Origin of the sequence: Kitasatospora sp. NPDC008050, from assembly GCF_042957465.1 — a bacterium.
Lineage (GTDB): Bacteria > Actinomycetota > Actinomycetes > Streptomycetales > Streptomycetaceae > Kitasatospora.
Map to the genome: position 1 here is coordinate 1 of NZ_JBIBIJ010000071.1, position 1,457 is coordinate 1,457.

The following is a 1,457-nucleotide window of genomic DNA, read 5'->3' on the forward strand; positions in this document are numbered from 1 at the left end:
TAGGTGGCCAGCAGTGCCTGTGCCTCGATCGGGTCGCCCAGCGTCGTGCCCGTGCCGTGCGCCTCCACCACGTCCACCTCGGCGGCCGACAGCCCGGCGTCGGCGAGCGCCTGGCGGATCACCCGCTGCTGCGAGGGACCGTTGGGCGCGCTCAGACCGTTCGACGCGCCGTCCTGGTTGAGCGAGCTGCCGCGGATCACCGCGAGCACCGGGTGCCCGTTGCGCAGTGCGTCCGAGAGCCGTTCCACGGCCAGCACGCCGACGCCCTCGCCCCAGCCCGTACCGTCGGCCGCACCGGCGAAGGCCTTGCACCGTCCGTCCGCGGCCAGGCCGCCCTGGCGGGAGAACTCGGTGAAGGTCATCGGCGTGCACATCACCGAGACGCCGCCGGCCAGCGCCATGCTGCACTCCTCCTTGCGGAGGGCCTGGACGGCCAGGTGCAGCGCCACCAGCGAGGACGAGCAGGCGGTGTCCACCGTGAGCGCAGGACCCTCCAGGCCCAGGGTGTAGGCCACCCGTCCGGACAGCACGCTGCCGGTGGTGCCCGTCAGACCGTGGCCCTGGCCGCCCTTCGCGGACGTGGCCAGCAGTCCGGCGAAGTCCTGGGACGTGCCGCCGAAGAACACGCCGGTTCGGCTGCCCTGGACGGAGTGCGGGTCGATCCCCGCGTGCTCCAGGGCCTCCCAGGAGGTTTCCAGCAGCAGTCGCTGCTGCGGGTCCATCGCCATCGCCTCACGCGGCGAGATGCCGAAGAACGACGCGTCGAACTCGGAGGCGTCGTAGAGGAATCCGCCCTCCAGCGGGGTGGCGTTGCCGCTCTCCCGCGCCTCGGGGCCGTAGAGACCCTCCAGATCCCAGCCGCGGTCGGTCGGGAAGCCCGCGATGGCGTCGGTGCCTTCGGACACCATCCGCCACATGTCGTCGGGCGTCCCGACGCCGCCGGGATAGCGGCAGGCCATGCCCACGATGGCGATCGGCTCCCGCGACTTGTCCTCCACCTCCCGCAGACGGCGCTGGAGGTGACGGGCGTCGGTGATGGCGCGCTTCAGATATTCGCGAAGCTTGTCGTCTTCGGACAAGTGGATTCAGCTCCTCAGGGATGAGTGGTTGCGTAGGCCGGCGGGGTCAGGAGACCCCGAACCCCTTGTCGATCAGGTCGAAGAGGTCCTCGTTCGTGGCCGAATCGAGGTCGTTCCCGCCTGTCGACACGTCGCTGTCGCCGTTCCAGCGGGCGAGGAGCGTCTTCAGACGCTGTGTCACCAGGGCGCGGTCCGTGTCGTCGGAGGCGATCGAGGACAGCGCGGTTTCCAGTCCGGTCAGGCCGGCCAGTGCGGTGTCGACCGGCGACTGGGCGGCCGGCGACAGTTCGGTGAGGAGGTGGGTGGCGAGGTCTTCGGGTGTGGGGTGGTCGAAGATGAGGGTGGCGGTGAGTTGGAGTCCGGTGGCGGTGTTGAGGG

1 protein-coding gene and 1 pseudogene are annotated in these 1,457 nt (G+C 70.6%); both read right to left on the reverse strand.

Features of this window, described 5'->3' with window-relative positions; translation table 11 throughout:
- Nucleotides 1-1,079 (reverse strand): beta-ketoacyl synthase N-terminal-like domain-containing protein (locus ACFZB9_RS36890; RefSeq protein WP_391454544.1); only part of this gene is annotated, 1,079 nt, incomplete at its 3' end.
- A 46-nt stretch (nucleotides 1,080-1,125) separates the two neighbouring features.
- A pseudogene (locus ACFZB9_RS36895) lies at nucleotides 1,126-1,457 on the reverse strand (beta-ketoacyl synthase); the annotation flags it as partial.